Below are 6,371 nucleotides of genomic sequence, written 5' to 3' on the forward strand. Positions count from 1 at the left end.
ATCTCCATATCTTACGACATGGCTTGATTCTCTTGAAGGTGTTTTGATTTGTCTCACGTTATGGGGTCAGTTCCCCACATCTATCGTGGGGTTGAAGGTTCTTTTTTTATAATTCTACCTTACCATACGATCTTTTTCCCAGTTGCAGCCGATTCCTCAATGCGGTCCAGTAGAAGATGCAGCTTTAAGGCATGGTTGAAATCGGGAGCGAGACGGGTGTGTGTCAAAATATCCTCGGCAAAAACATAATGAGCCTTGGCTACATTCAGGGTTACCCCTTGTTTTGGGAAATCCAGGCTTGTATTAGGCTTTCTAGTTATACTTATTTGTTCAAAAGCGTTATTAGGACCATGACTCTGCGTACTGCTTGGATCGTACACAAGTTTTTCGAGCATTAGATTCCCAAATTGAACATGCCCAAGCGAAGGATTCTGTATCAAACGCAAAATGCCCTTTTTCCCCTGAATCTCTATCTCAAACTTAGAATTTACTCCACCTTGAATGTGAACGGATACCGGTACTCCTTTTTCCAACAGCCCGTGAATCAAAATCTGATCGGCTGTATCCTTGGAAATGACTTCACCCGTTTCCTGAATAGTGGCTTCATTATAGCGGGATGATGTGATGGCCGATAACTCGCAGAATTCGCCAACGATGTATTGCAGCGCATCCAGGGAATGACCGCCATTAATCGTGAGCAGATTAGCCCCATTGGCTCTATTCAGCAAATAAGCAGTGTCCTGATTTACTTGTCCTCCTTTGTCGGGAGTAGCTACTTGCATATGACAGGATATAATTTCACCAATCTCTCCGCCCTCCACGAGTTTTTTCATCGTTTGCACTTCAAGATCCTGCCGTGCCTGCAAGCCGACGGTATGATGAATGCCTGCCAATTCCGCCGCCTTGGTCATTTTAGTAGCTTCCGCAGTGTTTGCCCCCAAGGGCCATTCACAAAAAATATGCTTTCTCTCTTGAATTGCCGCCATCACCGCCTCGTAATGATGGGGAACTTTTATGCTCACCACGACCATATCCACATCCTCGGAAGCTGCGAGCTTTTTGGCATCATCAAAAGCCAGTGCCGCGCCTACTTCTTCTGCGCTTTGTCTCGCACTCTCCATACGAGAAGTACCGACGGCAGTGATATCTAAGTTTAAGTGCTTGAGCAAAGCCGGAATATGCGTTTGACTGGCCCATTTATTATTCATCGAACCTCCTACGATACCTACACGAATCTTCTTTTTGATCATGTTGCCATACCTCCTGATTTTTAAGATGAGGGTGGAAAATAGCATCCAAGGCCAATATAATACATTTAACTCATAAATAATAATGCTTGTTTATGATATAGATATCATTTTATTTGATGGGAGGTGAAGAGATGGATATTGAAAATATGCAGGCATTTGTTTCGGTGGCAGAGCTGAGAAGCCTGACAGAAGCAGCTCAAAAGTTGAATCACCTGCAATCGAATATGACGGCCAAAATAAAGAAGCTGGAGGCTCATTACGGCACAGCGTTATTTTACCGAAAGCCCCGTGGTATGGAGCTGACACCTTCAGGAGAAATCCTATATGCTCAGTTCAAGCAAATGTTGTTGCTGTGGCAAGACACGGAGATGAAAATGAGACCGCAGGAGGAAAAGCTGCGCATCGGTACGATGCAGTCCATTGTTGCGGGGGAAACAACAAGGGCGCTTACGAAGGTATACGAGCTGTACCCGCAAGCCTCGGTTACATTAAAAACCGGAACCACCACGGAAATGGAGCGATTGATCCTCGACGGCGAGCTCGATATTGCTTTTGTCACAGGGTATCCCACCAACCCGTATATTCATTATCAAAAAATATGCCGTGAAGAGCTGGTGCTGGTGGGGAAAGGTATACATGAAGGCTCGGATCTCAAACAGGTGCTGCAAGGAGCTTCTATTATCATATTGTCGGATGGCTGCCTGTACCTATCGCATTTAAAGAAGATGTATCAGGACATGCAATTGACCCATGGCGAGGTGGTGGAGGTCGGTGTGTTTGATACGATGGTGGAATTTTCCTTGATGGGAATGGGAATCACCCTTATGTCTAAAAGGCTTGCGCGGCAATTCAAAGTAACATCCTATTTGCCCACTCCCCCAACCTTCGGCTACATGGATACATATTTAATATCTCGTCCAAATCACGAAATGACAGCGATTGAACATAAATTTATCGAAATCAACAATACGATCTAATAGATAGGAGAGACATCGAATGACAATCAATCAAGTTCGGTAAGCTTGGATACGCCATCGACAGAAACGCGTACGTTTTATGGTGCGCTCAAGCATATTGCCGAAGGATTAATTAACCGTTATCCGGACAAGCTGATCGTCTTTTTGACTCCGCCTCACGGATCAAGTGATACGGTTCCTGAGCATCTGCCTAATGCCATTACTGGTCAAGTCTATAGCGCGTATGCACAGGCTGTGAGAGAAGTGGCCTCACTTTATTCTTTCCCGTGCTGCGATCTGTGGAATATCACCGGAATTCAACCACTATTGCCTGTACATAAACAAATGTACTTTACAGGGGAAAATGGTGTTCCTGACGGCCTGCACCCGAATCAGGCAGGCCACGAGCGGATGGCGGCCCGTATTATCGGATTTATGAATACACTGTAATTTGGACCATTTCATCGTTTTATTGAATGACCCTACTAACTACAAGTTCTAGAATGCTCAGGCTATTTGTTTAGCTTGAGCATTTTTTTGTGATTGTAGGATTTGTATATATAGACTTGTCTCAGGACTTGTATATTTTTAGTGAAAGTGTATAATACTTGATATATCAATTGATGGGTCAAGCATTAGAAGGAGGGTTTGTCATCGAACATTGCTCTGAAAGAAGCCAGTTGTTTTATCGCATGCATCTTTTGTGTAAAGAAATGAATAACGCTTTTGAAGCACAATTAAAAACCAGTTTTACCAAGGTCGAAATTTTGTATCATATTGATCATCGTCAGGAACTAAGTCAGCTGGAGCTCCAACATCTGCTCGTTCTGGATGGTGCAGCAGTGACCCGACATCTGAGAAGGCTGGAAGAGGAAGGTCTGATTTTTCGTAGTAAAAAAGAGCAGGATAAGCGTGTGACCTATATACGTTTGACCGAATTAGGGGTTCAAGAGCTGCAAGTTTTGTCAGAGCAAAGACAAGCCTTTCAGGAAAAGCTGCTATGTAAGTTTACAGATGAGGAAATTGTGGTTTTGACAGATGTGCTACAGCGTATGTCTAGCAATGTAAAGAATATGTAAATGTGCGAGGAGGAAATGAATATGAAAGCCATCGTTATAGATCAGTATGGAAGCAAGGATGAATTGAAAGAAAGAGAAGTGCCTACTCCTACACCACAGGCTCACCAGGTTGTAGTCAAAGTGGCGGCTACCTCCATCAATCCAATTGACTGGAAGCTACGTGAAGGTTACTTAAAACAAAATGATGGATTGGGAGTTCCCAATTATTTTAGGCTGGGATGTAGCCGGTACTATTTCGGAAGTAGGCAGCGAGGTCACCGATTGGAAAGTGGGAGATGAAGTGTTTGCACGCCCGGACACCACCCGATTCGGTACTTATGCCGAGTATACCTTGGTGGATGATCATCTGCTGGCACGTAAACCCGCCTCAATTTCTTGGGAGGAAGCCGCTTCTGTACCTTTGGCGGGGTTGACTGCTTGGCAGGCGCTCTTTACACATGGTCAACTGACCAAAGGGGAAAAAGTATTAATCCACGCAGGTGCAGGTGGCGTAGGTATGTTTGCTATCCAGTTTGCCAAACAGGCCGGAGCCTATGTCATTACTACAGCCAGTGAGCGTAATCATGAATTGCTTGCTTCATTGGGAGCCGACCAAATCATTGACTATCGTACAACTCGTTTTGAGGAAGTTTTATCTGATGTGGACGTGGTGTTCGATACGATGGGCGGGGATGTTCAGAAGAACAGCTTTAAGGTAATGAAAAGGGATACCGGACGGATCATATCCATTGTCAGCAATTTTGACGAAGAGCTGGTGAAGGAGTACAACGTAACAGCCCAAAATATATGGCTGGAGCCCAATGGACAGCAACTACAGGAAATTGCCGATCTGTTGGAGCAAAAGAAAGTAAGATCGGTAATAGGAGCTACGTTTCCTTTTTCACAAAAAGGTTTGTATGACGCACACGCTTTAAGCGAAACCCACCACGCTGTTGGTAAAATTGCAATAACCTTCCCATAAGGACGCATACACATATACAGCACGAAAGGAATTGCACACGATGAAGATTTTAGAAGATTATTTTCACTACTTGATCTATCGTTTATCTGGAAAATATACCGGACTCAGCGAATGCCTTTGATAAGTACAAAAATATCTGATTCCTCTAAATGATAACCCGTCAGCTGCATAATAGCTTGCTGGTTTTCTATTTTCCGAACAATACATATGTGTTCAATTTGCAACATTCGCTTTTTCTGTTGACAAGCAGTAGGTGAGAGCCTAAAATAACGAATGTAATAATATAGCGCATATGAATGCGAATATTACTTCAAACGAACGACAACAATACGAGTATGCTTTGCGTAGGAGGAATTACGACTCATGGAGCGTTTCTTTAAATTAAAGGAACATGGCACGAACGTCCGCACAGAGATTATTGCGGGGATTACTACTTTTATGACCATGGCTTATATTCTGGTGGTCAACAATACCTTTTTAGGTCCGACTGGAGCAGGTATGCCCAGTGAAGCTGTCTTTTTTGCGACGGCGGTAGGTGCAGGTTTGGTTACCATACTGATGGGGCTATTCGTTAATGTACCGATCGGTATGGCGCCGGGTATGGGTTTGAATGCTTATTTTATGACTGTAGTCCTGAGTTCCAATGGCATGATTACTTGGCAAGCGGCACTTGGCGCTGTATTTATATCCGGTATCGTCTTTCTGATTTTAACCGTGACACGAGTAAGACAGATGCTGCTTGTTGCAGTTCCGGAAAATTTAAAGACAGCCATTACAGTGGGTATCGGTTTGTTTATTACAATTGTCGGATTCAAGCTTTGTAACCTGGTTATGGTGAGCATCGTTCCAGGGACAGATGTTGGTCAACCGGTTCCGGGTCATGCTTTTAATTTGATTCTGGGAAGTCTGGTACATCAAAAGGATGCACTGCTGGCGCTAATCGGATTGCTTATTATCGCAGCACTGATGGTCGTTCGGGTCAAAGGTGCATTGCTGATTGGGATCGTAGCTACTACATTAATCGGTATTCCGATGGGAGTAACAAATTTGAGTAGCTTGACAACAGGCAACTGGATTCCTGATTTCAGTAATTTGGCTGTAGGTCAGTTAGACTTGAAAGCAGCTTTGCATATCGGTCTGTTTGATATCATTTTCATTTTCACATTTGTAGAGTTGTTTGATACGTTCGGTACCTTGGTAGGTACGGCTACACGCGCGGGTATAATGAAAGATAAGAAAAAAGGCGAGAAAATTATCGGTAAAGCGATGCTGGTGGATGCAGTTGGGGTAAGTACTGGTGCAGTATTGGGTACAAGTACGATTACAGCATTCGTAGAAAGCTCCGCAGGGGTAGAAGAAGGCGGACGTACCGGACTGACTGCTGTAACGACAGGTGTTCTGTTCTTGTTGGCCCTGTTTATTGCACCGTTGGCTCTGGTTGTGCCTTCTGCCGCTACTGCTCCAGCTCTGATTATCGTTGGGGTCCTAATGATGAGTCAGGTTCGCAATATCGACTGGGATAACTTCCTGTTGGCGTTTCCTGCATTTTTGACCATCGTGCTGATGCCTTTCACAGGTGGAATCGCGAATGGTATCTCTGCTGGTATTCTGTCTTACGTTGTGCTGGCTGTGTTTAGCAACCTGTTTACCAGCAATAAAGTTAAAATTCACTGGCTCATGTGGGTGCTTGCTATTATTGTAGTGATCCGCTTTGTCTTTATGGGCTCCGAATAATCAGTAGATATAGAACGCAGAACCTCTTTCCTGTTGCTTAAGGGAAGAGGTTCTTTTTTTGTAGTTAGACGCAGATAGATACAAAGGAGCTATTATATAGAAGGAAAACGAATAATAATAAAGTATTGTGAAACCTTATCTAATAAATGCTTGCAAAAGGGATATGTATATGGTATATTCTAATTCCGGCCAAGAAATACAATATTGCGAGCGAGTGTTACAAAAAAAGATTTCAAAAAAATGCTTGCAAAGTTGGTTCGGACATGATAAGATATAAGAGTTGATGAGGCGATAAACTGAGTCAACAAAAAAAGAATGTTTGATCTTTGAAAACTGAACAACGAGTGAGTAAAATGATTTTGCTTGCAAAATCAAACAAGAGATATTTTTA

The 6,371-nt window shown here is 43.4% G+C and carries 5 protein-coding genes and 1 pseudogene; 5 read left to right on the forward strand and 1 reads right to left on the reverse strand.

Features of this window, described 5'->3' with window-relative positions:
* Positions 1 to 119 precede the first annotated feature (119 nt).
* Positions 120 to 1,250, reverse strand: a complete 1,131-nt coding sequence (locus NLX74_RS25305; protein WP_254330911.1) for a Gfo/Idh/MocA family protein — start codon at positions 1,248 to 1,250, stop codon at positions 120 to 122.
* A gap of 131 nt (positions 1,251 to 1,381) precedes the next feature.
* Here NLX74_RS25305 and NLX74_RS25310 point away from each other — a divergent pair, with 131 nt between their 5' ends.
* The 5 genes and pseudogenes from NLX74_RS25310 (at position 1,382) to NLX74_RS25330 (ending at position 5,980) form a co-directional block, all read left to right on the forward strand.
* On the forward strand, positions 1,382 to 2,227 hold the full coding sequence (locus tag NLX74_RS25310) for a LysR family transcriptional regulator (protein ID WP_254330912.1): 846 nt from the start codon (positions 1,382 to 1,384) through the stop codon (positions 2,225 to 2,227).
* Between the two features lie 45 nt (positions 2,228 to 2,272).
* Entirely contained in the window at positions 2,273 to 2,656 is a 384-nt protein-coding gene (locus NLX74_RS25315) for an SGNH/GDSL hydrolase family protein (protein ID WP_254330913.1), read from the forward strand.
* A 158-nt stretch (positions 2,657 to 2,814) separates the two neighbouring features.
* Positions 2,815 to 3,285 (forward strand): MarR family winged helix-turn-helix transcriptional regulator, encoded by a 471-nt coding sequence (locus NLX74_RS25320; RefSeq protein ID WP_250267461.1) that lies wholly within the window; start codon positions 2,815 to 2,817, stop codon positions 3,283 to 3,285.
* Between the two features lie 21 nt (positions 3,286 to 3,306).
* Positions 3,307 to 4,246: pseudogene (locus NLX74_RS25325) on the forward strand (NADP-dependent oxidoreductase).
* Positions 4,247 to 4,609: 363 nt separating this feature from the next.
* The gene (locus NLX74_RS25330) at positions 4,610 to 5,980 is read left to right on the forward strand and encodes an NCS2 family permease (protein WP_235307263.1); all 1,371 of its coding nucleotides are present in this window, start codon (positions 4,610 to 4,612) and stop codon (positions 5,978 to 5,980) included.
* The last annotated feature ends 391 nt before the right edge of the window (positions 5,981 to 6,371 follow it).

The organism is Paenibacillus sp. MZ03-122A, assembly GCF_024213325.1.
Lineage (GTDB): Bacteria > Bacillota > Bacilli > Paenibacillales > Paenibacillaceae > Paenibacillus > Paenibacillus polymyxa_B.